The 24,956-nt window shown below is 63.3% G+C and carries 21 protein-coding genes; 9 read left to right on the forward strand and 12 right to left on the reverse strand.

Translation table 11 applies throughout. The features are described 5' to 3' along the window. Positions 1–178 precede the first annotated feature (178 nt). The 7 genes from NKH19_RS21455 to NKH19_RS21485 all read right to left on the reverse strand — a co-directional run bounded on the left by NKH19_RS21455 (position 179) and on the right by NKH19_RS21485 (position 8,922). Positions 179–637, reverse strand: coding sequence for a YqfO family protein (locus NKH19_RS21455; RefSeq protein WP_352870837.1), 459 nt, complete (start codon positions 635–637; stop codon positions 179–181). Positions 638–748: 111 nt separating this feature from the next. Then, positions 749–1,927, reverse strand: coding sequence for an MFS transporter (locus tag NKH19_RS21460; protein ID WP_352870838.1), 1,179 nt, complete (start codon positions 1,925–1,927; stop codon positions 749–751). 16 nt (positions 1,928–1,943) lie between these two features. Next, positions 1,944–2,684, reverse strand: a complete 741-nt coding sequence (locus tag NKH19_RS21465) for an NUDIX hydrolase (protein ID WP_352870839.1) — start codon at positions 2,682–2,684, stop codon at positions 1,944–1,946. 86 nt (positions 2,685–2,770) lie between these two features. After that, positions 2,771–3,217 carry a DUF983 domain-containing protein gene (locus NKH19_RS21470; protein WP_352870841.1) on the reverse strand — a complete coding sequence of 149 codons (447 nt, stop codon included), beginning with the start codon at positions 3,215–3,217 and terminating at the stop codon, positions 2,771–2,773. Next, on the reverse strand, positions 3,217–5,535 hold the full coding sequence (gene rnr, locus NKH19_RS21475) for a ribonuclease R (protein ID WP_352870842.1): 2,319 nt from the start codon (positions 5,533–5,535) through the stop codon (positions 3,217–3,219). Before rnr ends, NKH19_RS21470 begins: the two co-directional genes overlap by 1 nt. A 6-nt stretch (positions 5,536–5,541) precedes the next feature. Continuing rightward, entirely contained in the window at positions 5,542–8,178 is a 2,637-nt protein-coding gene (topA, locus tag NKH19_RS21480) for a type I DNA topoisomerase (RefSeq protein WP_352870844.1), read from the reverse strand. A gap of 366 nt (positions 8,179–8,544) precedes the next feature. Beyond that, positions 8,545–8,922: a COG4315 family predicted lipoprotein gene (locus NKH19_RS21485; RefSeq protein WP_352870845.1), complete on the reverse strand. Its 378-nt coding sequence runs from the start codon at positions 8,920–8,922 to the stop codon at positions 8,545–8,547. Between the two features lie 185 nt (positions 8,923–9,107). On the opposite strand from NKH19_RS21485, the gene NKH19_RS21490 reads away from it, so the two are divergent. From NKH19_RS21490 to NKH19_RS21515, 6 genes are all read left to right on the forward strand, one after another. Further along, complete coding sequence (locus NKH19_RS21490) at positions 9,108–9,854, forward strand: cytochrome c biogenesis CcdA family protein (RefSeq protein ID WP_352870846.1); 747 nt, start codon at positions 9,108–9,110, stop codon at positions 9,852–9,854. Positions 9,855–9,999: 145 nt separating this feature from the next. Beyond that, positions 10,000–11,358 (forward strand): bifunctional UDP-N-acetylglucosamine diphosphorylase/glucosamine-1-phosphate N-acetyltransferase GlmU, encoded by a 1,359-nt coding sequence (glmU, locus tag NKH19_RS21495; protein ID WP_352870847.1) that lies wholly within the window; start codon positions 10,000–10,002, stop codon positions 11,356–11,358. A gap of 175 nt (positions 11,359–11,533) precedes the next feature. Continuing rightward, a complete protein-coding gene (glmS, locus tag NKH19_RS21500) occupies positions 11,534–13,357 on the forward strand; it encodes a glutamine--fructose-6-phosphate transaminase (isomerizing) (RefSeq protein WP_352870849.1) in 1,824 nt (607 codons plus the stop codon). A 118-nt stretch (positions 13,358–13,475) separates the two neighbouring features. Then, a complete protein-coding gene (locus NKH19_RS21505; protein ID WP_352870850.1) occupies positions 13,476–13,757 on the forward strand; it encodes a type II toxin-antitoxin system RelE/ParE family toxin in 282 nt (93 codons plus the stop codon). 37 nt (positions 13,758–13,794) lie between these two features. After that, a complete protein-coding gene (locus NKH19_RS21510) occupies positions 13,795–14,094 on the forward strand; it encodes a HigA family addiction module antitoxin (protein ID WP_352870851.1) in 300 nt (99 codons plus the stop codon). A gap of 80 nt (positions 14,095–14,174) precedes the next feature. After that, positions 14,175–14,930 carry a DUF502 domain-containing protein gene (locus NKH19_RS21515; RefSeq protein ID WP_352870853.1) on the forward strand — a complete coding sequence of 252 codons (756 nt, stop codon included), beginning with the start codon at positions 14,175–14,177 and terminating at the stop codon, positions 14,928–14,930. Here NKH19_RS21515 and recG read toward each other — a convergent pair. Further along, positions 14,882–16,990: an ATP-dependent DNA helicase RecG gene (gene recG / locus NKH19_RS21520; RefSeq protein ID WP_352870855.1), complete on the reverse strand. Its 2,109-nt coding sequence runs from the start codon at positions 16,988–16,990 to the stop codon at positions 14,882–14,884. The genes NKH19_RS21515 and recG overlap by 49 nt on opposite strands. 95 nt (positions 16,991–17,085) lie before the next feature. Between recG and NKH19_RS21525 the strand changes: the two genes are divergently transcribed. Both NKH19_RS21525 and mfd read left to right on the forward strand, forming a co-directional pair. Next, the gene (locus NKH19_RS21525; RefSeq protein WP_352870856.1) at positions 17,086–17,373 is read left to right on the forward strand and encodes a succinate dehydrogenase assembly factor 2; all 288 of its coding nucleotides are present in this window, start codon (positions 17,086–17,088) and stop codon (positions 17,371–17,373) included. A gap of 28 nt (positions 17,374–17,401) precedes the next feature. Continuing rightward, positions 17,402–20,902, forward strand: a complete 3,501-nt coding sequence (gene mfd / locus NKH19_RS21530; protein WP_352870857.1) for a transcription-repair coupling factor — start codon at positions 17,402–17,404, stop codon at positions 20,900–20,902. 57 nt (positions 20,903–20,959) lie between these two features. On the opposite strand, the gene NKH19_RS21535 is transcribed toward mfd, so the two are convergent. Then, a complete protein-coding gene (locus NKH19_RS21535) occupies positions 20,960–21,160 on the reverse strand; it encodes a hypothetical protein (RefSeq protein ID WP_352870913.1) in 201 nt (66 codons plus the stop codon). On the opposite strand from NKH19_RS21535, the gene NKH19_RS21540 reads away from it, so the two are divergent. Further along, on the forward strand, positions 21,117–22,490 hold the full coding sequence (locus tag NKH19_RS21540; RefSeq protein ID WP_352870859.1) for a class II 3-deoxy-7-phosphoheptulonate synthase: 1,374 nt from the start codon (positions 21,117–21,119) through the stop codon (positions 22,488–22,490). The genes NKH19_RS21535 and NKH19_RS21540 overlap by 44 nt on opposite strands. Positions 22,491–22,559: 69 nt before the next feature. Here the strand turns inward: NKH19_RS21540 and NKH19_RS21545 are convergent, their stop codons facing one another. From NKH19_RS21545 to NKH19_RS21555, 3 genes are all read right to left on the reverse strand, one after another. Beyond that, the gene (locus tag NKH19_RS21545) at positions 22,560–23,327 is read right to left on the reverse strand and encodes an RES family NAD+ phosphorylase (protein ID WP_352870860.1); all 768 of its coding nucleotides are present in this window, start codon (positions 23,325–23,327) and stop codon (positions 22,560–22,562) included. Beyond that, complete coding sequence (locus tag NKH19_RS21550; protein ID WP_183451823.1) at positions 23,287–23,661, reverse strand: MbcA/ParS/Xre antitoxin family protein; 375 nt, start codon at positions 23,659–23,661, stop codon at positions 23,287–23,289. Before NKH19_RS21550 ends, NKH19_RS21545 begins: the two co-directional genes overlap by 41 nt. Positions 23,662–23,759: 98 nt before the next feature. Further along, on the reverse strand, positions 23,760–24,830 hold the full coding sequence (locus NKH19_RS21555) for a diguanylate cyclase (protein ID WP_352877823.1): 1,071 nt from the start codon (positions 24,828–24,830) through the stop codon (positions 23,760–23,762). Positions 24,831–24,956: the final 126 nt, after the last annotated feature.

Below are 24,956 nucleotides of genomic sequence, written 5' to 3' on the forward strand. Positions count from 1 at the left end.
CATAAAACACATGGCTCTCAATCTCATACGACGAGCGCCTGGAAAGGATTCGTTGCGATTGAAACGAAAAGTGGCGGCGTGGGACTACGAATTCCTCGTAAGCGTCATCTCACGATAATTAACTCACCCGATTCCCCTGGCCCTGTGCGATCCGCTTGGGCCTGCTGGTGGGTGGAAATCATGCGGTTTCCGTCGCCGATACCGCAACCTTCTTCCAGTCTCCGGTCGTGTTCCACCAGCGATTCGGATTGGCGCGATCGTCCAGCCCCTTGGAACGGCTGGCCAGGATCGGCTGAATGCGGATCACCGGTTCCTGGTAGCTGTGCGCCTGGAAAATCGCCTCGACGACGCGGGCGGCCAGCGCCTGGTCGTCGGGCAGTTCGAAGGAAACCTCGACCGTGCCGGGGCGGCGCCGCAATTCGGTTTCGGCGCCGGCGGCCGCACCTTCAAGCGGCCTGTAGCGTTCGATGCCATGCGCCGACTGATAGGCATTGCGGTCATATTTGCCCATGGCCAGCGGCGCTATCGCCACCACCGCGTCCATGATGCGGTCGACATCGGCGGCCGGGGCCTGGAAGGTCACAAGCAGAAGCAGTGTCATTCGTAGCGATGTGGTTTCAAAGCCGCTGTCGATCATGGAAATGTCCTCAAGTGTTTTGGGACACCCTTTTAGCCCTGTGCTCCTGACACGGTTCTGTCAGCAGCCTGTCACCGCGCCATGCCAAATGCAGGGCTAGCGGCAGTCGCGCTACAACAGGATCTTGCGGACCAGCCTGACGGCGACCAAGGCAATATAGGCGGCGAAGAACAGGCCGAGCGACCAGCCGAAGCCGGACGGACCGAACGCATCCATGCCGATGCCGATCGCTTGCGGACCGAGAACCATGCCGACACCGTAGCACAGCACGAAGGCGGCGTTGGCCGACGCCAGTTCGTGGCCGGAAAGCTGCGAGCCGAGATGGGCAAGGCCGATCGTGTACATGGCAGCGACGACGCCGCCCCAGACGAACAGAAGTGCCGCCATCAGGTGCCAATTCTGCGCGAAGAAGGGCATGAAGACCGTGCCGACAAGGCCAACCATGGCGCAGGCAATCAGCAGATAGCGGCGGTCCGTGACGCGGTCGCTGATCATGCCGATGGGGATCTGCAGCAGCACGTTGCCGAGGCCGATCATGGTCAGGAGCAGGGCCGCGTCGGCTTCGGAATAGCCGATGCGGCTGCCGTAGATCGGGAACAGCGCAAAGCCGCCGGTTTCCACCGCGCCGAACACAAGCACGGCGGCCGTCGCCGACGGCACCAGCCAGATATAGCGCAGGAAATTGCTGGTCTCGCCGTCGGAGGCGATCGACGGGCTCTCGTTGCGCGCCGCCAGCACCGGTATGGCGGCCAGCGTCACCAGACAGATGATGACGCCGAACGGTCTGAAGCCGGAACTGCCGAGATGGGCGAACAGCCACGGCCCGGCGGCAAAGCCGAGCGACAGAACCGTGGCGTAGATGCCGAGGACAAGGCCGCGCCGATGCGGCGGCGCCGAGGTGCTGATCCAGAATTCAGACAGGATGAACAGCACCGTCAGCGCGATGTGCAGCACGATGCGCAGCGGAAACCACATCCAGAAATCGGGCGCGAAATGGAAGCCGACAAAGGCCAGCGCGCCGGCGGCGATCATGGCAATCATGGTCCAGGCGACGCCAAAGCGCATGGCGAGCGGTGTGGCGAGCGGCGCTCCGGCGATCGAGGCGAGGCCGGCGACGGCCGTGTTGAGGCCGATCATCGAGGCAGAATGGCCGCGTGTTTCGAGGATGACGCTGAGCAGCGGCATGCCGAGGCCGATGGCTATGCCGACGACACTGATCGACGAGATCGCCGCCACCATCGGCAGCCAGTGTACGCGTTCGTCGCCCTGTTGTTGGGTATCGACCGTCATGGGGATGCTGAATACTCTAGAGAAGTTCGCGGGTGAAACGGTTGCGGACAAGCCGGTAGAAGGGCACGGGACCGCCCGGACGCAACAGCGGATCATGGGCGAGGCGCTTTTGCAGCTCGTCCAGGATCATTCGGGTGATGTCGGGGATGTCGGCTTCCCTGGCCTTGGCAAGTGGCAGCCAGACCAGCTCTTCGAGTTCGTTGGTCGGGCCGCCACCGGGCAGTTCTACCGCGACATCGTCGCGCCAGGCGCTGAAGAAGCGTGTGTCGAAGCGGCGTACCCGGTTGGGCGGCGTGATGGCGCGCGCGACGAAGCGCAGCATGTCCAGAGAGGGCTGCACGCCGTGTTCGGCAAAACCTTGCCAATCGGCCCTGGCCGTGGCGAAAGCGCCTTTGCGGCCGATCAGCAATCCGGCTTCCTCATAGGTCTCGCGGATGGCCGACAAGGCGATGGCGCGGGCTCGTGCGGCGCTTGTGCGGCCCGGCCCGGCGATCAGCCTGGCTACCTGCTCAGGGTGCAGTGCGGCGGCGACCGGGATGCGGCTGTCGGCCGGGTCGGTGCGGCCGCCGGGAAAGACGAACTTGCCCGGCATGAAGGCGTGGCCGGCATGGCGGCGGCCCATCAGAACCAGCACGTCATCGCCCTTGCGGTCGAGCAGGATCAGGGTTGCCGCGTCGCGCGGGCGAATTGGCTGGTCGCTATGAGCGATCATGCTCCGCTCGATCTTGGCGACTTCCGCCTTGGTCATACCGTCCATGCGCAGGACCTAGCGGAAACTTCTGGCAAGCGAAAGTGGCCTTTCACGGTCGGTATGTTGCGCCAGGCCGCAATCTTGGCCGCGCCTCAGGTTCCGGGATGCGGCTCGATCACGTCGTGCTCGCCGCCGAAGCCGTGCATATAGAAGGCCCATTGCAGTCCGATGACGGCCCCCTTGACCGGTTGCAGCAGCGCGACCGACAGAAGGATGGTCAGCGGCACCCAGATGGCGATGTGCTGCCACGTCGACAAGGTGGACGTCGCCTCCACGCCCATGAAGGCGCCGAGCACGATGTGGCCGACGATGACGATGACGAGATAGGCGGGCAGGTCGTCGGCGCGGTGGTGATGCAGTTCCTCGCCGCAGATACCGCATGTGTCGACGGTCTTGGTGAAAGCGCGAAACAGCTTGCCTTCGCCGCAATGCGGGCAGCGGCCGAGCAGGCCGCGCTTCATCGCCGTCCACAGCGGGCGGGCAGCCCGGCCCGAGTGATGTTCTCCGCCGAAAACCTGTTCTTCCGTGGCTGTTGTCATCATCGTCTCCTGCCGCGCGAACCCGGTCGCGATTGCGACGCGCGGGCGCGGCCCTTGGCCTTGTGAAACGACCGCTTGGAGCCCGGCAAAGGCTTCGGGTCGGTCAACATCTCGAAGCGCATCGCGCCGGCCATCGGCGCCACTTCGACGAGTCGGACCTCGACGCGGTCCGCGAGCTGGTAGCCTTTGCCCGAGCGTTCTCCGAACAGGGAACGGGCGGTTTCGTCGTATATGTAGTAATCGCCGTTCAATGTTGACACCGGGATGAAACCATCCGCGCCGTACTGCGGCAATTGGACAAATAGTCCTGATTTGGTGACGCCGGAGATGCGGGCATCGAAACGGTCGTCGATGCGCTCGGCGAGATAGGCGGCGACCAGACGGTCGACCGTGTCCCGCTCGGCCGCCATTGCGCGGCGTTCCGTGCCTGAGATCAGCACCGCGACATCTTCGAGCCGTGCCGCTTCGTCCTGCGTCAGCGCGCCCGGACCGAGGCCGAGTGCGGCAATAAGTCCGCGATGCACGATCAAATCGGCATAGCGGCGGATCGGCGAGGTGAAATGGGCGTAGCGCCTGAGGTTGAGACCGAAATGACCGATGTTCTTGGGCGAGTATTCGGCCTGGCTCTGCGAGCGCAGCACGACTTCGTTGACCAGGCCTTCATTGTCGGCGCCGCGCACACGCTCGAGGATGCCGTTGAACTGGCTCGGCTGCATCTGCGCGCCGCGGGCCAGCGACAGGCCAAGCGTCTGCAGGAACTCGCGCAGCGATTCCTGTTTGGCGAGCGATGGCGCGTCATGGACGCGGTAGACCAGTTCCTGCTTCTTCGCCTCCAGCGTCTCGGCTGCCGCGACATTGGCCTGGATCATGAATTCTTCGATGAGCTTGTGGGCATCGAGCCGGTCCGGCACGATGACGCGATCGACCGTGCCGTCTGGCTTGAGCAGGATCTTGCGCTCCGGCAGGTCGAGCTCGAGCGGCTGGCGGCCTTCGCGGCCACGCTTGAGGATCGCATAGGCCTCCCACAACGGCTTAAGCACCGTATCGAGGATCGGGCCGGTCTTCTCGTCCGGCACGCCGTCGATCGCTGCTTGCGCCTGGCTGTAGGCGAGCTTTGCCGCCGACTTCATCATGACGCGGTGGAAGGAGTGCCTGAGCTTGCGGCCCTCGGCCGAAAAGATCATGCGCACCGCCAGCGCCGGGCGATCCTGGCCCTCGCGCAGCGAGCAGAGATCGTTGGAGATGCGCTCGGGCAGCATCGGCACCACGCGATCCGGGAAATAGACCGAATTGCCGCGCTTCAGCGCCTCGCGGTCGAGCGCCGTGCCATAGCGCACATAGGCCGCGACATCGGCGATCGCCACCGTGGCGACCACGCCGCCGGGGTTCTTCTCGTCGAGATCCGGCGTGGCGAAAACGGCATCGTCATGGTCCTTGGCGTCGGCCGGATCGATGGTGACCAGCGGCAGGTCGCGCCAGTCCTCGCGGTGAGCAAGCGTCGCCGGCTTGACGGCTTCGGATTCGGCGATGACGTCGGCCGGAAAAATATGCGGAATGTCGTGGGCGTGGATGGCGATCATCGAGACCGCCTTTTCGCTGGTCAGCGAGCCCAGCACGTTGAGCACCTTGGCTCTCGGCAACCCATAGCGGGAGGCCCGCGCGGGCTCGACCTCGACCAGGTCGCCGCCTTTGGCGCCGTTCTGGAATTCCTTGTCGACGATCAGTTCGGGCTGGCGCCGTTCCACCGGTTCGATGCGGAAGGTGCCATCCTGCAGGATGCGAAAGACACCGAGCACGGCATCGGTGCGCTTTTCGAAGATCTTCACCACCCGTCCGGTGTATGCCGGGCCACCCAGGGCGACATTCGTCTCGTCGGCGGGGAAGGTCTTGGCCAGCACGCGGTCGCCAATGCCGGGCGCCGGTCCACCACCACTGCGCGACAGGCGGATGGAAACAATGGGTGGCGGTCCATTGGCTGTGTGTTCGGTGGGACGCGCCAACAGAACGCCATCGGCGTCACGGTCAAAAATATCGAGGACCGTGACGTGGGGCAGGGCACCGACGCGGGCCAACCCTTTGCGCTCCTTGGTCAGGAAACCTTCGTCCTGCAGGTCGCGCAGCAGATCCTTCAGCCAGATGCGGTCGTCGCCGCGCAGCGCGAACGCCTTGGCGATGTCGCGTTTTCCGGCGCGATCGGGATTTTCGGCGATGTAGCGCAGGATTTCGTCACGCGAGGGCCGATAGTCGTCCTTGACCTTGGCTCTCGTGTCGGCGGTGCGCGGATCGCCGTGGGTTCTACCGGTGATCTTGCGCGCCACTCCGTCCTACCCTTTTTTCTTCGCTGCCGGCTTCTTGGCCGCCGTTTTCTTGGCCGCCACTTTCTTCGTTGCCGGGGCCTTGGCCGCAGCCGCCTTGCGGAACGGCTTCTTGCCGCCGCCGCCCTTGGCTTCCTTCTCGGCAATCAGCGCCAGCGCATCCTCGATGGTCACCGACTGCGGATCCCTGCCCTTCGGCAGGGTGGCGTTGATCTTGCCGAAATTCACGTACGGCCCGTATTTGCCGTCACGTACGACGATCTTGCCGCCGCCATCGGGATGGTCGCCAAGCTCCTTCAACGCAGCGGCGGTGCCGCCATTGCGGCCGCCCTTGCCCTTCAACTGCTTCTCGGCGATCACCGACACGGCGCGGTTCAGGCCAATCGAGAACACGTCCTCGATGCTGTCGAGATTGGCGTAGGTGCCGTCATGCAGAACGAACGGGCCGTAGCGGCCGAGCCCGGCCGAGATCATCTTGGCCGTTTCCGGATGCTGGCCGACATCGCGCGGCAGCGACAGCAGCGCCAGCGCCTTCTCGTGGTCGATCGATTCTGCCGTCCAGCCCTTGGGCAGGCTGGAGCGCTTGGCTTCCTTGCCGTCGCCGCGCTGCAGATAGGGGCCGAAGCGGCCGCTGCGCAGCGTGATTTCCTCTGACGTGTAGGGATCCTTGCCGATGACCTTGGTGCCGTCTTCGCCGCCGCCATTCTCGCCATTGGGATTGGCGGCGTCGCCGAGCTGGCGGGTGAAGGAGCATTCGGGATAGTTCGAGCAGCCGACGAAGGCGCCGAACTTGCCGAGCTTCAGCGACAGGTTGCCGGTGCCGCATTTCGGGCAGATGCGGGGGTTCGAGCCGTCTTCGCGCGCGGGAAACACCAGCGGCGCCAGTTCCTCGTTAAGCGCATCGAGCACGTCGGTGACGCGCAGCTCCTTGATGTCCGTGACGGCGCCCGAAAAATCCTTCCAGAAATCGCGCAGCACGTCCTTCCAGGCGAGCTTGCCGTCGGAAATCTCGTCGAGCTTTTCCTCGAGGGACGCGGTGAAGTCGTACTCGACATAGCGCTTGAAGAAGCTTTCGAGGAAGGCCGACAGCAACCGGCCCTTGGCCTGCGGCACCAGCCGGCGCTTGTCGATGGTGACGTAGTCGCGGTCCTCGAGCGTCTTCAGGATCGCCGTATAGGTGGAAGGCCGGCCGATGCCGAGCTCTTCCAGCTTCTTGATCAGCGAAGCCTCCGAATAACGCGGCGGCGGCTCGGTGGTGTGCTGCGTGGCGTTGATCGCCTGGCGGACCAGCTGCTCGCCGGCGCGGATCTCGGGCAGGCGGCGGTTTTCCTCGTCTTCCGCGTCGTCCTCCTTCTGGTCGGTGTAGGCGGCAATGAAGCCGTCGAAGCGAACGACCGAGCCGATGGCGCGAAGCTCGGCGGTGCGCGATCCGTTGACCGCCTCGATCTCGGCGGTGGTGCGCTCGATCTCGGCCGGCTGCATCTGGCTGGCGATGGCGCGCTTCCAGATCAGCTCATAAAGCCGCATCTGGTCGGAATCGAGATATTGCCTGACCGATGCCGGGGTGCGCATGAAATCCGTCGGGCGGATCGCTTCGTGCGCTTCCTGCGCATTCTTGGCCTTGGTCGTGTAAAGGCGCGGCTTTTCCGGCAGGTATTTCGGGCCGAATTCCTTGGCGATGGCATCGCGTGCGGCGTCGATCGCCTCCGGCGCCATCTGCACGCCGTCGGTTCGCATATAGGTGATCAGGCCGGTGGTCTCGCCGCCGATCTCCATGCCTTCATAGAGGCGCTGTGCCACCTGCATGGTGCGGCTGGCCGAGAAGCCGAGGCCCGATGAGGCGGCCTGCTGCAGCGTCGAGGTGGTGAAGGGCGGGCCCGGATTGCGCTTGGTCGGCTTGGCTTCCACCGACACCGCCTTGAAGGTCGCGCCTTCAAGCATCGACTTGATGTCGTCGGCCTGCGCCTTGTTGGAAATGTCGAGCTTTTGCAGCTTCTTGCGGTCGAAGGCGGTCAGCCGCGCTTCGAAATTCTCGTTGCGCGGCGTGCCGAGCAGAGCGGCTATCTGCCAGTATTCCTCGCGGATGAAGCGCTCGATCTCGGATTCGCGGTCGCAGACCAGACGCAGCGCCACCGACTGAACGCGGCCGGCCGAGCGGGCGCCCGGCAGCTTGCGCCACAGCACCGGAGACAGCGTGAAGCCGACGAGATAATCCAGCGCCCGACGGGCGAGATAGGCATCGACCAGCGGCGCATCGATCTGGCGCGGATTGGCCATTGCTTCCAGCACCGACGATTTGGTGATGGCGTTGAAGACGACGCGGCTGACCGGCTTGTCCTTCAGCGCGCGCTTCTGCTTCAGCACCTCCAGCACATGCCAGGAGATGGCTTCACCCTCGCGATCCGGATCGGTGGCGAGGATCAGGCCGTCGGCATCCTTGACCGCCTTGGCGATGTCGGCAAGCCGCTTGCCCGAAGCGGTGTCGACCGCCCAGGACATGGCGAAATCCTCGTCCGGACGCACCGAGCCATCCTTGGCCGGCAAATCGCGGACATGGCCGAACGAGGCCAGAACCTTGTAGTTCTTGCCGAGGTATTTGTTGATTGTCTTTGCCTTGGCCGGCGATTCGACGACGACGACGTCCATGAGGTCTCATATCAGCTGTGGTGCGGCAGAAGAATTCCGCTGCGCGCGACGAAATCTTGTTCTATTTGTCGCTCACATGGCGGCGCTTTTGCATCCGGTCAAGGGGAAGCGCCCAAATTGCGAAGCTCTCCGCAGCAATACACTCTTAGAGTGTATGGTGAAAATCACAGAATTTTGGGAAAGGGAGTTGGTGGTCCCCGAGTCATCGGAATCGACCCGATCTGTTTTCCACCGAGTCGCTGAAATGCTGCCCAGAGCCATAACAGGCGGCTTTAATAGCAAGCTGTGGCGCCGGTCGCCGGCTGAAAGAGGGATGCCCGGCGACCAGCCCTTGTCCCGCCATCGGGCGGCTGGGTATCGAGTACCCTAGTCGGCCTTGACGATATGCCAGACCTCGCCGACACCATCTCCGGTCACATCGCCTGGTTTCTTGTCCTTGATGAAGGTATAGACCGGCTTGCCGTCATAGGCCCACATCTTGGTGCCGTCGGTGCGGTCGACAACGCTCCATTCGTCGTCCGCCTTGGCGCCGGCCTCGGCCTTCAGCGGCGGCCAGTTGGTGGCGCATTTGTCGTAGCAGTTGGTCTTGCCCTTCTCGTCCTTGTCATAGGTATAAAGCGTCATGCCGTTGGCGTCGGTGTAGATCTTGGTGCCATTGACCTCGGCTTCCTTCCACGCGTCGGCGGCGAAGGATGCGGCGGTGCTGAGCAAAAGCGCTGCCAGCCCTAAGGTTATGGTTTTCATGGAAATCTCCTTGACTGATATCTGGAGACGCGCGGGAAATCGCGGCCTCACCGCATCAACGCCCGCGCGTCGTCGTTTCTTCCCCGGCAAGTGCGTTCGGCAAGGGATGATCTTGCCAACACAATGGTGATTGGTGGACAAGGCTGCGCGCCGCTATATCAGCCACGGCACTGGAGTTCTTGGAAATGGCATTGGACATCGGCTATGTCAGCGCGGTCGGGGCGGGAGCGATCTCGTTCCTGTCGCCTTGCGTGCTGCCGCTGGTGCCGCCCTATCTCTGCTATATGGCAGGCGTCTCGGTCGACGATTTCCGCGGCAATGCGGGTGCGGCGACGCGCGAAGGCGCCCGCGGTGCGCTGCTCTATTCCTCGATCGCCTTCGTGCTAGGCTTTTCCACGGTGTTCGTTGCGCTCGGAGCCGGTGCGTCGACCATCGGCCGGCTGCTGCGGGTCTGGCAGGAGCAACTGGCGATGGGTGCCGGTGTGCTGATCATCCTGATGGGCCTGAACTTCCTCGGCATCCTGCGCATCCCGCTGTTGTCGCGCGAGGCGCGCTTCCAGTCGCAGGGCAAGCCGGCAAGCGCGGTCGCCGCCTATGTCATGGGGCTGGCTTTCGCGTTCGGCTGGACACCGTGCATCGGCCCCGTGCTGGGGCCGATCCTGACGCTGGCCGGCGGCCGCGAGACGGTGGGCGAGGGCGCGCTGCTGCTTGCCGCCTATTCGCTTGGCCTCGGCATCCCGTTCCTGATCGCGGCGCTGTTTTCGGGCGCCTTCATGCGCTTCCTCGGCAAATTCCGCGTCCATCTCGGCCGCGTCGAAAAGGCGATCGGCGCGCTGCTGGTCGTCGCCGGCGTGTTTTTCCTCACCGGTGGCGTGCAGACCGTGTCCTACTGGCTGCTGGAGAATTTCCCGGTGCTGGGGCGGTTGGGGTAGGCACCCGACACTAGATCTGCACTCTGGACCCACTGATTAAGAGTCAGCTGCACCACCATCTCACCGGAATTTAACCGCATTGGTGCAGCATGGCGCCACTGCTATCGTGTCTTGATTCCCAACCCTTTCATTCGGTTGTCCTTTCATGAGCCAGAGATCCTGCCTGTCCGTCATCCTCGCCGCCGGCGAAGGCACGCGCATGAAGAGTGCGTTGCCGAAGGTGCTGCATCTGATTGCCGGGCTGCCGATGGTGGCCCATGTGGTGAAGGCGGCCGAGGCCGCTGGCGCCGGCAGTCAGGCGCTGGTGATTGGCCATGGCGCGGAAGACATGCGCAAGGCCGCGGCAAAATTCGCTCCGGCGGCGGAGACCTTCGTGCAGGAAAACCGCCTTGGCACCGCTCATGCGGTATTGGCCGCGCGCGATGCAATATCAAAGGGTTATGACGATATCCTTGTGATGTTTGGCGACACGCCGCTGATCGACGCTGATGCTCTGACCGTGGCGCGGCTGAAACTGGCGGAGGGTGCTGCCGTCGTCGTGATCGGTTTCCGTCCGCCCAATCCGACCGGCTATGGCAGGCTGATCGAAAAAGACGGCAAGCTGGTCGCAATCCGCGAGGAGAAGGATTGCTCCGAGGAGGAGAAGAAAATCACGTTCTGCAATGCCGGCATGATGGCGGTGGCCGGCGCGCATGCGCTGAAGCTGCTCGACGCGGTCGGCAACAAGAATGCCAAGGGCGAGTACTACCTCACCGACATCGTCGAGATCGCCGGCGCGCGGAGACTCGACGTCGTTGCCACCGAAGCCAGCTTCGAGAGCGCGCTCGGCATCAACAACCGCGCCGAACTGGCGCAAGCCGAGGGCATCTGGCAGGCGCGCCGCCGCCATGAGGCAATGCTGTCGGGCGTGACGCTGATCGCGCCGGAGACCGTGTATTTCTCGCACGACACCGAAATCGGCGCCGACACGATCGTCGAACCCAATGTCTGGTTTGGCCCAGGCGTGAAAATCGCCGGCGGCGCCAAGATCCATGCCTTCAGCCACATCGAAGGCGCCACTATTGCAGCGAATTGCGATGTCGGGCCGTATGCGCGGCTGCGGCCGGGCGCCGATCTCAGGCAAAAGGCCAAGGTCGGTAATTTCTGCGAGGTCAAGCAGGCTGTTATCGAGGAGGGCGCCAAGGTCAACCATTTGACCTATATCGGCGATGCACGGGTCGGCGCGGGCGCCAATATCGGTGCCGGCACCATCACCTGCAATTATGACGGCTATTCGAAATTCTTCACCGACATCGGCGAGGGCGCCTTTGTCGGTTCGAATTCCTCACTGGTGGCGCCTGTCACCATCGGCAACGGCGGCTACATTGCTTCAGGCAGCGTCATCACCGAAGACGTACCCGAAGATGCGCTGGCCTTCGGCCGCGCTCGCCAGAAGACGATCCCCGGCAAGGGCAGGGAATTGCGCGAACGCTTTGCTTCGGCCGCTGCGGCGAAGAAAAAGTAACTCGGCCCGCAAAAAGCCGAACGAGTGCAGTAACCGGATTGCAAGAGCGGCCTGTCATGGTGCATCGACAGGAATAAGCGTTCCGTTACACGGGACGAAATGCAATGTGACTTTCGCGGCAGGCCGGCCATCCCTAAATAGCGCTGGTTTTCCATGGGAATCGGGGGCTTTCTGGATGTGCGGCATCGTTGGAATCGTCGGCCACTCGCAGGTTGCGCCGCTCATCGTCGATGCGCTGAAGCGGCTCGAATATCGCGGGTATGACTCGGCCGGCGTTGCCACCATCGACCACGGTGCGCTTGCCCGCCGCCGCGCCGAAGGCAAGCTGGTCAACCTCGAACGCCTGCTGAAAAACGAGCCGCTCGACGGTACGATCGGCATCGGCCACACGCGCTGGGCGACGCATGGCGTGCCCAACGAGACCAATGCGCATCCGCATTTTTCCGATGGCGTCGCCATCGTCCACAACGGCATCATCGAGAATTTCGCCGAATTGCGCGCCGAGCTGATCCGCGACGGCTATTCTTTCTCGTCGCAGACCGACACCGAGGTCGTGGCGCATCTGGTGGCGAGCGAACTCGCCAAGGGGCTGAAGCCGGTTGATGCCGCGCACCAGGCGCTGAAGCGGCTGGAAGGCGCTTTCGCATTGGCCATCATGTTCAAGGGCGATGAAGACCTGATCGTCGGCGCCCGCAACGGCCCGCCGCTGGCTGTTGGCCATGGCGATGGCGAGATGTTCCTGGGGTCAGACGCCATAGCGCTCGCCCCGTTCACCAATTCGATCACCTATCTCGAAGATGGTGACTGGGCGGTGGTGCGCCGCGACGGCGTCACCATCTTCGACATTGACGGCACAAAGGTCGACCGTAAGCGCCAGCAGTCGCTCTCGACCAGCTTCATGGTCGACAAGGGCAATCGGCGCCATTTCATGGAGAAGGAAATCCATGAACAACCCGAGGTGATCTCGCACACGCTGGCGAATTATCTCGATTTTGTCGGTGGCGTTTCCAAGCCGCTCGACCTGCCTTTCGATTTCGCTAATATCGACCGGCTGGCGATTTCGGCTTGCGGTACGGCGTATCTCGCCGGCCTGATCGGCAAATACTGGTTCGAGCGCTACGCTCGGCTGCCGGTCGACATCGATGTCGCCTCCGAATTCCGCTACCGCGAAATGCCGCTGTCGAAGAACGATGCCGCCTTCTTCATCTCGCAGTCGGGCGAGACCGCCGACACGCTGGCCTCGCTGCGCTACTGCCGCAAGGCGGGGATGAAGATCGGCGCCGTCGTCAATGTGCGGGAATCGACCATGGCGCGCGAATCCGACGTCGTGCTGCCGACGCTGGCCGGGCCGGAGATCGGCGTCGCCTCGACCAAGGCGTTCACTTGCCAGCTATCGGTGCTGGCATCGCTCGCCGTGCGCGCCGGCGTGGCGCGCGGCACGATTTCGAAGGAGCAGGAAAAGATCTTTGTGCGCGAGCTTTCGGAGGCTCCGCGCTTTGCCAACCAGGTGCTAAAGCTCGATCATCAGATCGAAAAGATCGCGCGCGAGCTCGCGCACTACAAGAACGTGCTCTATCTCGGCCGCGACACCAATTTCCCGCTGGCCATGGAAGGCGCGCTAAAACTCAAGGAAATCTCCTACATCCATGCCGAGGGCTATGCCGCGGGCGAACTGAAGCATGGCCCGATCGCGCTGATCGACGAGAACATGCCGGTCATCGTCATCGCGCCACATGACCGCATTTTCGAAAAAACCGTGTCGAACATGCAGGAAGTGGCGGCACGCGGCGGCAAGATCATCCTGATCACCGACAGCAAGGGTGCGGCACTGACGAGCGTCAAGACGATGGAGACGATCGTGCTGCCCGACGTGCCGGAAATCATCTCGCCGATCATCTACGCATTGCCGATCCAGATGCTGGCCTATTTCACCGCCGTGTTCATGGGCACCGACGTCGACCAGCCGCGCAATCTGGCGAAATCGGTGACGGTGGAATAGCTATCGGCAACTCACCATTTGCCACCCATCAACCGGTGGCAAATTTGTATCGGCCGATGATACATTTGCTTGCGTGCCGGTCTGTATCAATGTATGATACAGTCCAGAGGGCGCGTTATTGATCGTTTCGTTCAAAGGCAAGGCGGTCGAAGCGGTTGCCGAAGGGAAGGCGCCAAAAGGCTTTCCGCCAGATTTGGTTGCCCGCGGCGAACGTCGCCTCCGCGCAATTGCCAACGCTGCCCAACTGAATGACCTTCGATCGCCGCCCGGAAATCACCTCGAAGCCCTGGAAGGAAGCCGCGCCGGACAGCATTCAATTCGCATCAACGACCAATGGCGCATCTGCTTCAAATGGACCGCCGCTGGCGCTGAAGACGTGGAGATCGTCGATTACCATTGAGCAGGCATTTGCCCTGAACCCTTGAGGACCCTGAATTATGCTCAAGTTCGCACGTCCAGTTCATCCTGGAGAATTCCTGCGCGAAGAATATCTCGTCCCGCTCGGCATGAGTGCCGGCGCGCTGGCAAAAAATCTCAATCTTCCGCGCACCCGTATCGAGCGCATTGCCAAGGAGGAGATCGGCTTGACCCCCGATACGGCCCTCCGCCTCGCCAGATTTTTCAACACCACACCCGAATTCTGGATGAATTTTCAACAGGCCTATGAGCTTGAAACCGAAGCCAAGAAACTGGCGCCGGAACTCGAGAAAATCGAACCGCTGGACGCGGCGGCATAATCGGCCCTTTAAAAACTTCGTAGTTCCAAAGCGTCTTGCGGTTCACTATGTTGCGCTGCAACCCGCGTTCCCGGTGAACCATGTCCGACGCTCCCAAGACCTCCGGCATGACCCGGCTGAGGAATTATTTCCTCACAGGCTTCGTTGTCTGTGCGCCACTGGCGATCACCGCCTATATCGCCTGGTCGTTCATCGGCTGGGTCGATTCCTGGGTGAAACCCTATATTCCGGTGCGCTACAGTCCGGACTCCTACCTGCCGTTTCCGGTTCCGGGGTTCGGGCTGATCGTGGCGCTGATCCTGATCACGCTGATCGGTTTCCTGACGGCCAACATCGTCGGCCGAGCCATCGTCAATTTCGGCGAACGGCTGCTTGGCCGCATGCCGCTGGTGCGCGGCATCTATGGTTCGCTGAAGCAGATTTTCGAGACCGTGCTGTCCAACAAGGGCGACATGTTCCGCCAGGTCGGGCTGGTCGAATATCCGCGCAAGGGCGTTTGGTCGCTGGTTTTCGTCGCCAGCGAGAAGGAGACCGAGATCAACCAGAAGCTCGATCAGGAAGGCGATCCGCTGATTGCGGTGTTCATGCCCTGTACGCCGAACCCGACCACTGGCTTTCTCATGTACGTGCCGAAGTCGGATATCGTGCTGCTTGACATGACGATCGAGGACGGCGCCAAGCTGATCGTCTCGGCCGGGCTGGTGGCCCCCGAGGTCAAGCCAATGGTCGTCGTGAATGGCGAGCCGATCGAGGGGATGCTTGCCAATCCATCGGTTGCCGCCTTGGCTCAGCCGGCGCGCAGGAGCCGCACGGCCTCGTCGCGTCCGAACAAATAAAGCAGCAGGCGCAGCGCCTCGCCACGCTCGGATTGCAGCTCCGGATCGCGCGACAGGATCAGCCTGGCGTCGTCGCGGGCGGCCTCAAGAAGGTCGGCATGCGCCTCGATGCGCGCCACCTGGAAACCCGGCGTGCCGGACTGGCGGGTGCCCAGCAATTCGCCTTCGCCGCGCAGCTTCAGGTCTTCCTCGGCAATCAGAAACCCGTCTTCGGTCTCGCGCATTACCGACAGCCGGCGTTTTGCGGTCTCGCCGAGCGGGTCCTTGTAAAGCAGCACGCAGGAGGAGGGCTTGTCGCTGCGCCCAACACGCCCGCGCAGCTGGTGCAACTGGGCCAGGCCAAAGCGTTCGGCATGTTCGATGACCATGACGGTGGCGTCCGGTACATCGACGCCGACCTCGATGACCGTGGTGGCGATCAGGATGCGTGTCTCGCCCTGCTTGAAGGCGCGCATCGCCTCGTCCTTGTCGGCGCCCTTCATGCGGCCATGGACGAGGCCGATGCGGTCGCCGAACAGCGGCTTCAGCGAGGCAAAACGGTCCTCGGCCGACATCAGCTTGATCTCTTCGGATTCCTCGACCAGCGGACAGATCCAGTAGATCTTCTGGCCAGCGGCAACGGCGTCGACCATGCGCCCGACCAGTTCATCGAGCCGCTCCAGGGGCAGTGTGACGGTGCGGATCGGCTGGCGGCCGGCCGGCTTTTCCGTCAGCTTCGACACGTCCATGTCGCCGAAAGCGGTCAGTACCAACGTGCGCGGGATCGGTGTGGCCGTCATCACCAGCATGTCTGGCGCATCGCCCTTGGCGGTGATGGCAAGGCGCTGGTGGACACCGAAGCGGTGCTGCTCGTCGATGACGGCAAAGACCAGGTCGTGGAAGGTGACCGTCTCCTGGAACAGCGCGTGGGTGCCGACGATGATGTCGATCGCGCCGCTGGCCAGGCCTGCCAGCGTGTCGGTGCGCTCGCGGCCCTTTTCACGGCCTGTGAGGATAGCGATGCGCAGCCCGACCTTGGCGGCAAGCGGCGCGATGGTCGCCAGGTGCTGACGCGCCAGGATTTCCGTCGGTGCCATCAAGGCGGCCTGGCCGCCGGCCTCGACGGCACGCGCCATGGCCAGCAGCGCCACGACCGTCTTGCCGGAGCCGACATCGCCCTGCAAAAGCCGCAGCATGCGTTCGGGATCGGCGAGGTCGGCATTGATTTCGGCCAGCGCGAACTCCTGGCTTGATGTCAGCGAGTAGGGCAGTGCGGCGCGCAGTTTCTCGACGATGCTGCCGTCGCCGACCAGGGGACGGCCGGACAGGCGACGGACTTTTGCCCGCACCAGCGCCAGCGAAACCTGGCCCGCCAGCAACTCGTCATAGGCCAGGCGCCGCCATGCAGCGCCGTCGACAGAGACGTCGATCGGGTCCGCCGGATTGTGGATACGGGCAAGCGCATCACCAAAGGCCGCAAAGGTGTGCCGGCGCATGAAGGCGCCATCCTGCCATTCGGGAAATTCAGGCACGCGCGCCAGCGCCTGGCCGATTGCCCGGCGCAGCACCTTGCCCGAGAGCCCGGCGGTGAGCGGATAGACCGGTTCGACCAGCGGCAGGTTCTCCGCTTCGCTGGCCAGCGCGATATGGTCGGGGTGGACCATGCTTGGGCGGCCATTGAACCATTCCATGCGGCCCGAGACCACGACATGCTCGCCTTCGGGCATCGCCTTTTCGAGATAGGAAGCATGCGCATGGAAGAAGGTCAGCGCGATCTCGCCGGTGTCGTCATGGGCATAGACCCGGTAGGGCACCGACCTGTTGCCGCGCGGCGGCGGCTGGTGGCGGTCGATGCGCACGTCGAGCGTGACGATCTGGCCTTCGGCGGACCCTGCAATACCCGGACGGCTGCGGCGGTCGATGACGGTGTGCGGCAGCACGAACAGAAGGTCGCCCGCGCGGGCGACGCGATCACCCAGATCGGCCGCGACAACCTTTTCGATCAGGGCGCCAACCTTCGGCCCGACGCCGGCAAGCGAGGTGATCGGGACAAACAGCGGATCGAGGATGGTGGGGCGCATGATGATGTCAGCTTATGTCGTGACGGCTACAGCGCAAGGCTGACAGCACCTTCTATCCACGCTATATGCGCCGCAGCAAGTGAGGATGCGGCACAATGACCGGAACGACGAGATCAAGCGAGGGGCTGGACGCCCACCGCCGCAAGCTTCTGTTTCGCTCCTGGCATCGCGGTATGCGCGAGATGGACCTGATCCTTGGCACTTTCGCCGACGCCGAGATCGGCGCCTTGACCGGCGAGGAAATCGACCAATATGAGAAGCTCCTCGACATTCCCGACACCGAATTCCTGCCCATGGTCACCGGCGAACGCCCGGTCCCGGCGGACATCGATTGTGCCGTCCTGCAAAAGATCCTGGCATTCCGCCACTCCCTGACATTTTGAACAACCACATTCAAAACGACGTGATTTCATGAGCCTCATTCCCACCATCGGTCTGCCGAAAGGCCGCGCCGGCCAGTTTATCGTCGACGGCGTCGCCGACGGCTACGAAGCTTTCGCGCTGGTGCAGGCGGCACTCGAGATCGCGCCCGACAAGCCGGTGCTGTTCGTGGCGCGCGACGGCCAGCGCCTGCCGGCGATCATCGAGGCGCTGTCCTTCGCGGCGCCAGGTCTGCCGATTCTCGAACTACCGGCCTGGGATTGTCTGCCCTACGACCGCGTCTCGCCTGGTTCGGACGCCGCCGCCAAGCGCCTCGATGCGCTGACCGCCATGATCGCGCTGGCGAAAAAGCCGCACCGCGCCGTCATCCTCACCACCGCCAATGCACTGCTGCAGCGGATTCCGCCGGCTGAACTGGTCGAGGCACAGACTTTTCACGCCAGGCCCGGTAACCAGATCGACATGAACGCACTGGTGTCGCGGCTGGAAACATCCGGCTTCGAGCGCGTGCCGACGGTGCGCGGCATCGGCGAATTCGCGGTGCGCGGCGGCATTCTCGACCTGTTTGCTCCCGGCTGGACCGAGGCGCTCAGGCTCGACTTCTTCGGTGACACGCTGGAATCGATTCGTGTCTTCGATGCCGCCACCCAGCGCACCACCGGCCAACGCAAGTCGATGGCGCTGCAAGCGATGAGCGAAGTGGCGCTGACGCCGGAAACTATCAGCCGCTTTCGCCGCTCCTATATCGAAGCTTTTGGCGCACCGCAGCGCGACGACGGGCTCTATGCGGCGGTCAGTGAAGGACGACGCTTCGCCGGCATGGAGCACTGGCTGCCGTTCTTCTACGAGCGGTTGGAGACGGTGTTCGACTATCTCACCGATACACCTGTCGTCTTCGATCACCTGGCGCATGAGGCACTGGCCGAACGCCACACGCTGATCCTCGATCACTACGAGGCGCGCAAGAAGCAGGCCGATAGTGCCTTGAAGGACGCCGTGCCCTACAAGCCGGTGCCGCCGGATCTGCTTTATCTTTCGCCGGAAAACCTGATCGCCTCGCTCGGGCCGCGCGAAGCGATCGATTTCACGCCGTTCGATGCGCCCGATGCCGGCGCGAAAAAGGTCTTTCACTCCGGTTCGCGGCACGGCCGCAGATTCGTCGAGGAACGCGCCGACCCGAACGTCAATGTCTTTGATGTCGTCGTCAAACACATCGCCGACGAGCGCGCGGCGCGCCGCCGCGTCGTCATCGCCGGCTGGACAGAAGGCTCACTCGACCGGCTTGGCCAGATCCTTGGCGAGCACCACCTCGGCAACCTCAAGCAGGTCGCGACGCTGGCGGAAGCCGAAAAGCTTGAGCCGGGGCAGGCGGCTCTCGCCGTGCTGCCGCTCGAATCCGGCTTCGAGACCGAAAAACTGGTTGTCGTCGCCGAACAGGACATTCTCGGCGACCGGCTGATCCGGCGCTCGAAGCGCAAGAAGCGTCCGTCGGACTTCATCGCCGAGGCCTCGGCGCTGTCGGCGGGCGACATCGTCGTCCATGCCGACCACGGCATTGGCCGCTTCATCGGCCTGCGCACCATCGAAGCGGTCGGCGCGCCGCATGACTGCCTGGAAATCCACTATGCCGGCGATGACCGGCTGTTCCTGCCGGTCGAGAATATCGAGCTTCTTTCGCGCTATGGCTCGGATTCGGCCGAAGCGACGCTGGACAAGCTCGGCGGCGGAGCCTGGCAGTCGCGCAAGGCGCGGCTGAAGAAACGCCTGCTCGACATGGCCGGGCAATTGATCCGCATCGCCGCCGAACGGCAGATGCGCGCCGCACCGGCGCTGGTGCCGGCCGAAGGCCTCTATGGCGAGTTCGCCGCCCGCTTCCCGTATGAGGAGACCGACGATCAGCAGACGGCGATCGACTCCGTGCGCGACGATCTTGGCGCCGGCAAGCCGATGGACCGGCTGATCTGCGGCGATGTCGGCTTCGGCAAGACCGAGGTCGCGTTGCGGGCCGCCTTCATCGCGGCGATGGAAGGATTTCAGGTGGCGGTGGTGGTGCCGACGACACTGTTGTCGCGCCAGCATTTCAAGACGTTTTCGCAGCGTTTCTCAGGCCTGCCGATCCGCGTTGCCCAGGCCTCGCGTCTGGTCGGTGCCAAGGAGCTGGCGGAAACGAAGAAGGGCATTGCCGAGGGCCAGGTCGACATCGTCATCGGCACCCATGCGCTGCTTGGGTCCGCGATCTCGTTCAAGAGTCTTGGGCTGCTGATCATCGACGAGGAGCAGCACTTTGGCGTCAAGCACAAGGAACGGCTGAAGGACCTGAAAACCGATGTGCACGTGCTGACGCTGTCGGCGACGCCGATCCCGCGTACGCTGCAACTGGCACTGACCGGTGTGCGCGAGCTGTCGCTGATCGCTACGCCGCCGGTCGACCGCCTGGCGGTGCGCACCTTCATCTCGCCCTTCGATCCGCTGGTGATCCGCGAGACGCTGCTTCGCGAACGTTATCGCGGCGGGCATTCCTTCTATGTCGTTCCGCGCATCAGTGATCTGGCGGAAATCCATGATTTCCTGAGAGAATCCGTGCCTGAATTGAAAGTTGCGGTGGCCCATGGCCAGATGCCGCCGGGCGAACTCGACGACATCATGAATGCCTTCTACGACGGCCAGTACGACGTGCTGCTGTCGACCACCATCGTCGAATCCGGCCTCGACATCCCAACCGCCAACACGCTGATCATCCATCGCGCCGACATGTTCGGCCTGTCGCAGCTCTACCAATTGCGCGGGCGCGTCGGGCGTTCGAAGGTGCGCGCCTATGCGCTGTTCACGCTGCCGGCCAACCGCAAGCTGACCGACACCGCCGAGCGCCGGCTAAAAGTGCTGCAATCGCTCGACACGCTGGGCGCCGGCTTCCAACTGGCCAGCCACGACCTCGACATCAGAGGCGCGGGCAATCTTCTGGGCGAAGAGCAGTCCGGCCACATCAAGGAGGTCGGCTTCGAACTCTACCAGCAGATGCTGGAAGAAGCCGTCGCCGAGGTGAAGGATTCCGGCGAGGTTCAGGATGGCGGCTGGTCGCCGCAGATCGCCGTCGGCACGGCGGTGATGATCCCGGAAAGCTATGTTCCGGACCTGCAGCTCAGGCTGGCGCTCTATCGCCGTCTCGGCGATCTTGAAAACACCGAGGAGATCGATGCTTTCGGCGCCGAGCTGATCGACCGCTTCGGCCCGCTGCCGGAGGAGGTCAAGCATCTCCTCAAGATCGTCTTCATCAAGGCGCTCTGCCGCAAGGCCAATGTCGAGAAGCTCGACGCCGGCCCGAAGGGCGTCGTCATCCATTTCCGCAAGCGTGAATTCTCCAACCCGGTCGGGCTGGTCCGGTTCATCGGCGAGCAGGGCTCGCTGGCCAAGATCCGGCCGGACCACAGCGTCGTGTTCGTGCGCGACTGGCCAACGGCCGAGAAGCGGCTGGCGGGCTCCGCGGTCGTCATGACGCAACTGGCGCGGCTGGTGGAGAAGGCGGCGGCGTAGGGCAGGGGTAGGACAGCGCCTCGCCAGGCCGCCATTCGCCACGCGGCCAAATCCGGTCTAGAATAGGAAATCGGCTTCGTGTATGGAGCCGCGATCCCCATATGGGGCGGGTTGGCGGGCGATGGCGCTTGCTTTTGTTGTTTGACGCAATTCCGGACGGAAAACCGTTTCACGCTTTTCCTGGAGTTGCTCGGAAAGAGCGTTGGGTGCAGCGATGACGAAATGGTCGCCGAATTCTTGGAGAGCGATGCCGATCAAGCAGGTTCCTGCCTATCCGGACCTTGCCGCGCTGAAGACCACGGAAGCCCAACTCGCGACCTTTCCGCCGCTGGTTTTTGCAGGTGAGGCACGCAAGCTGAAGAAGCAGCTTGCGGCCGTCGCTGCCGGTGACGCATTCCTTCTCCAGGGCGGCGATTGCGCCGAGAGCTTCGCCGAGCATGGCGCGGACAACATCCGCGACTTCTTCCGCGTGTTCCTGCAGATGTCGGTGGTGCTCACCTTCGCCGGCGCGCAGCCGGTGGTCAAGGTCGGCCGCGTTGCTGGCCAGTTCGCCAAGCCGCGCTCGTCAGACAACGAGACCAAGGGCGGGGTGACGCTGCCCAGCTATCGCGGCGACATCATCAACGGCATCGAATTCGACGCCAAGTCGCGCATTCCCGATCCTGCCCGCCAGGAGATGGCGTACCGCCAGTCGGCGGCGACACTCAACCTTCTGCGCGCCTTCGCGCAGGGCGGCTATGCCAGCCTGGAGAATGTGCATCGCTGGATGCTCGGCTTCGTGTCCGACAGTCCGCAAGGCGAGAAGTATGAATCGCTTGCCAATCGTATCACCGAGACGATGGACTTCATGAAGGCCGTCGGTATCACCTCGGAAACCAACTACGCCCTGCGCGAAACCGATTTCTACACCAGCCACGAGGCGTTGCTGCTCGGCTACGAGGAGGCGCTGACCCGCGTCGATTCGACTTCCGGCGACTGGTACGCCACCTCAGGCCATATGATCTGGATCGGCGACCGCACACGCCAGCCCGACCATGCGCATGTCGAATATTGCCGCGGCATCAAGAACCCGCTCGGCCTGAAATGCGGACCGTCGCTGACGCCGGACGGGTTGCTGGAACTGATCGATCTGCTCAACCCCGACAACGAGCCCGGCCGGCTGACGCTGATCGCGCGCTTCGGTTCCGACAAGGTCGCCGACCATCTGCCGAAGCTGGTCCGCGCGGTGAAGAAGGAAGGCCGCAGCGTGGTGTGGTCTTCGGACCCGATGCACGGCAACACGATAGAGGCGGCCGGCTACAAGACGCGGCCGTTCGACCGCATCCTGAAGGAGGTGCAGACCTTCTTCGAGGTGCATCGCGCCGAAGGCACGCATCCGGGCGGCATCCATATCGAGATGACCGGCAAGAACGTCACCGAATGCACCGGTGGCGCGCGCGCCATCACCGCCGAAGAGTTGCAGGACCGCTACCACACCCATTGCGATCCGCGCCTCAACGCCGACCAGGCGATCGAACTGGCCTTCCTGGTCTCGGATCTCTTGAAGAAGAGCCACCCGGTGCAGCACAAGCAGGCCGTGAACGGCTGATTTTCGCCGCGGTCCGAATGAATTCATAAAAAGGCGCCGGAGAAATTCGGCGCCTTTTTCGTTTTTGGTTCAGCGGCCGCGTTCCCAGCGCAGGCCAGCGAGACGGGGATCGGCAAAGGCGGTTCTGGAAAACTCGATCCGTTTTTCAGGAAATTCGCAGATCGCCTGCACACCGAACGCGCCCAGGCGGATCCGCCAGGTCCGTGGCTCCATCGGCTTGGCCTTGGCAAAGCCGCGGCAGGTCAGCAGCGCTATGTTGGCACCTTTGGGGTCACGCGCCGAGCGGTAGCGGATCGCCTCCAGCCCGGCCTCGCGGGCGGCATCGGCAAGGGCCTGGCAAGCCGCGTAATCGGTCGGATGTGTCCAGGCAGCCGCGTCGCGATCAAGCGGCTTCCGGGTGAGATCGATCGCCCTGGCGCATTTGATCGCGGCGGCAAAGGCCGTGTATTCGGCGGCGTCGCTCGGCCAGGGTGTTTTGGGCGACTCGGCAAAGAACAGCAGCCGGTAGAAGGCCATTTCGGCAACCGCCGTCATCACGGTCCCGGCCGCGTAGTAGACGCCCTTGGTCCTGCCGGCGCGGCGGAAGCGCGAACCGTGCGGATAGACCGAGCCGTAGCGGAAGGGCGTCGCCAGGAGATAGTGGAGATGGCGGCATTCGAGCGGGATCCGCGGCTTGGTTTCCTCGATCAAGTCTTCCAGTATCGCCTGCTCGTCGAGCGTGTCGACGATTTTCAGCGTCGAGACGTGGTGCTGCGCCTCGACCATGCGCCAGTATTTGCCGTCGATCCCGACGGCCTCAGACGAGAGCGCGACGGGAGTCCAGATAGGCGATGACATCGACAAGTCCGGTGATGGTGAGGATTTTTTCAAGCGGAGCGGCGTCGAACGCCGTGTTGGCGTTCTTCAGCCATGCCCGGGCGACAGCCGCGTCGCCGCCGACTATGGCGTCGAGCGAGCGGAACAGCCTGACGAACAGCACGGCGAGTTCGAATGGCTTGGTGCCGCGCTCGAGCAGGAATTCATCCCTGCGCATGCGCGAAACCGTGGCCTCCGAAACGCCTATTACCGAGGCAAGCATCCTGGCTGTGATGTCCAGCAGATCGGCCGCGCGCAGCGTTGCCTTGGTAAGGACTGCATTCTCGGCTGTCTTGGCAGCGGTTTGAGGTTGCATCGCGGCGCCTTTCTATTTCTGTGGAAAATATAGCCCACAGAAATTCATATGGAAAGGGATGGCGCAAGACAATTCGCAGCGGCGATCGGCGGGGAAGCTCAGTCCTTCTTGTAAAGCAGCCAGCTTTTGCCGGCCCGACCGGCCATCGTCGAGTGCTTGGTGACGCGGTTGCGGCCGCTGACCTTCGAGCGATAGAGCGCCCGGTCGGCCTTGGTGTAGAGATCCTCCGGCCCCTCGGCCTCGGACGCCATGCAGATGCCCATCGAGACGGTGACGGTGCCGTAATTGGTGCCGGTCTGGCTGCTGGTGAACGGCGTCTGTTCGATCAGGGCGCGAATGCGCTCGGCGATCTCGTAGGTGGCATCCTCGCTGGCGCCCTCGACAATCAGCGCGAATTCCTCGCCGCCGGTGCGGGCGACGAACATGTCGCCGCGAATGCCGGTCTGGAAAATGTCGGCGATGATCTGGATGATCTTGTCGCCAACCGGGTGGCCGTAGCGATCGTTGATGTCCTTGAAGCGATCGATGTCGGCAAGGATCAAGGCATTGAACAGGATGCCCCTGTTGCTGTTGTAGATCCTGGTGATTTCCTTGTCGAAGGCGCGGCGATTCCAGATATGGGTCAAGGGATCGGTATCGGCCAGCCGCTTGTACTCCTCGAGCTTCGACTTGACGCTCTCGAGTTCGGCCGTCTTGTCGCTGAGCGTCGAGGCCACCTGCCGGCCGTGATCGATCGTCGAATTGGTGGCAACCGCCATGGCGTTGGCGATCTTCTGCAAAAGGTCCTGGGAGAGAAGGCTGCGGCCGCTGAGGCCACTCGATGTCTCATCGAGGATCCTGCCGTATTTCTCGATGTGGCTGCGCTCGCTCCGCAACAGCGAGGCGACCTCCTCAAGCTCCCTGGCAATGACGTCCCTGGCATGCTCGACGATGCCCGGGCCATGGTTCTGGGCAAAGAAAGTGCGCCCGATCTGGTCCAGTTCATCCTGTGTCGGCCGGTTGCTCAGCGAAACGACGGCGAGGCTGAGTTCGCGATTGGTGCCGCTCAGGGCCTCGTAGAAGATCTCGTAGTTGCGTGGCAGGCCGAGCACACCCAGCTGGCGCATTGTGGCGATGACACTGGCTGCGATGTCGGTGCTTCGTTCGGTCGGGACAGGTGCCGGCTGCATTTTTGTTTCTTCCCCTCGAATCCCGCCGCGGAATTCGCGGGTCCCCTTTGTCGCCGATCTGGGGAATGCGACCGACACTCCAGAACAACCTGCGAAGGGATGCGTCCCCACCCACGACCTTCGCTT

Source organism: Mesorhizobium sp. M1338, from assembly GCF_040318045.1.
Classification (GTDB): Bacteria; Pseudomonadota; Alphaproteobacteria; order Rhizobiales; family Rhizobiaceae; genus Mesorhizobium.

Excerpts from the sequence above, each read along its gene's own strand:
- NKH19_RS21455 (WP_352870837.1), bottom strand. The coding sequence starts at position 637 with ATGATCGACAGCGGCTTTGAAACCACATCGCTACGAATGACACTGCTT.
- NKH19_RS21460 (WP_352870838.1), bottom strand. The coding sequence starts at position 1,927 with ATGACGGTCGATACCCAACAACAGGGCGACGAACGCGTACACTGGCTG.
- NKH19_RS21465 (WP_352870839.1), bottom strand. The coding sequence starts at position 2,684 with ATGGACGGTATGACCAAGGCGGAAGTCGCCAAGATCGAGCGGAGCATG.
- NKH19_RS21470 (WP_352870841.1), bottom strand. The coding sequence starts at position 3,217 with ATGACAACAGCCACGGAAGAACAGGTTTTCGGCGGAGAACATCACTCG.
- topA (WP_352870844.1), bottom strand. The coding sequence starts at position 8,178 with ATGGACGTCGTCGTCGTCGAATCGCCGGCCAAGGCAAAGACAATCAAC.
- NKH19_RS21485 (WP_352870845.1), bottom strand. The coding sequence starts at position 8,922 with ATGAAAACCATAACCTTAGGGCTGGCAGCGCTTTTGCTCAGCACCGCC.
- NKH19_RS21490 (WP_352870846.1), top strand. The coding sequence starts at position 9,108 with ATGGCATTGGACATCGGCTATGTCAGCGCGGTCGGGGCGGGAGCGATC.
- glmU (WP_352870847.1), top strand. The coding sequence starts at position 10,000 with ATGAGCCAGAGATCCTGCCTGTCCGTCATCCTCGCCGCCGGCGAAGGC.
- glmS (WP_352870849.1), top strand. The coding sequence starts at position 11,534 with ATGTGCGGCATCGTTGGAATCGTCGGCCACTCGCAGGTTGCGCCGCTC.
- NKH19_RS21510 (WP_352870851.1), top strand. The coding sequence starts at position 13,795 with ATGCTCAAGTTCGCACGTCCAGTTCATCCTGGAGAATTCCTGCGCGAA.
- NKH19_RS21515 (WP_352870853.1), top strand. The coding sequence starts at position 14,175 with ATGTCCGACGCTCCCAAGACCTCCGGCATGACCCGGCTGAGGAATTAT.
- recG (WP_352870855.1), bottom strand. The coding sequence starts at position 16,990 with ATGCGCCCCACCATCCTCGATCCGCTGTTTGTCCCGATCACCTCGCTT.
- NKH19_RS21525 (WP_352870856.1), top strand. The coding sequence starts at position 17,086 with ATGACCGGAACGACGAGATCAAGCGAGGGGCTGGACGCCCACCGCCGC.
- mfd (WP_352870857.1), top strand. The coding sequence starts at position 17,402 with ATGAGCCTCATTCCCACCATCGGTCTGCCGAAAGGCCGCGCCGGCCAG.
- NKH19_RS21540 (WP_352870859.1), top strand. The coding sequence starts at position 21,117 with ATGACGAAATGGTCGCCGAATTCTTGGAGAGCGATGCCGATCAAGCAG.
- NKH19_RS21545 (WP_352870860.1), bottom strand. The coding sequence starts at position 23,327 with ATGTCATCGCCTATCTGGACTCCCGTCGCGCTCTCGTCTGAGGCCGTC.
- NKH19_RS21550 (WP_183451823.1), bottom strand. The coding sequence starts at position 23,661 with ATGCAACCTCAAACCGCTGCCAAGACAGCCGAGAATGCAGTCCTTACC.
- NKH19_RS21555 (WP_352877823.1), bottom strand. The coding sequence starts at position 24,830 with ATGCAGCCGGCACCTGTCCCGACCGAACGAAGCACCGACATCGCAGCC.